The following is a 218-nucleotide window of genomic DNA, read 5'->3' on the forward strand; positions in this document are numbered from 1 at the left end:
TTTTTCACCATAATGATGGAATCCACTCTTTCACTTTATCAAACCACTCTTGCTGTTCTTTTTTCCTTTGGTGTTCCTCTTCTTGCCTTCTCTTTTCTTCTTCTTTTCTTCTCTTTTCTTCTTCAATTGTTTGCAATTGTTTTTTATAGTCCGCCTCAGATATTAACGACAATTGGAACGCTTTTTGGGCTGGGTTTGCATTTGCTTTTTTCATGATG

The 218-nt window shown here is 35.8% G+C and carries 1 pseudogene; it reads right to left on the bottom strand.

Annotated elements, in window-relative coordinates:
* Positions 1-4 precede the first annotated feature (4 nt).
* Positions 5-218, bottom strand: a pseudogene (locus MR170_RS32005) (transglycosylase domain-containing protein); the annotation flags it as partial.

Origin of the sequence: Bacillus cereus group sp. BfR-BA-01524, assembly GCF_022662595.1 — a bacterium.
GTDB lineage: Bacteria > Bacillota > Bacilli > Bacillales > Bacillaceae_G > Bacillus_A > Bacillus_A thuringiensis_S.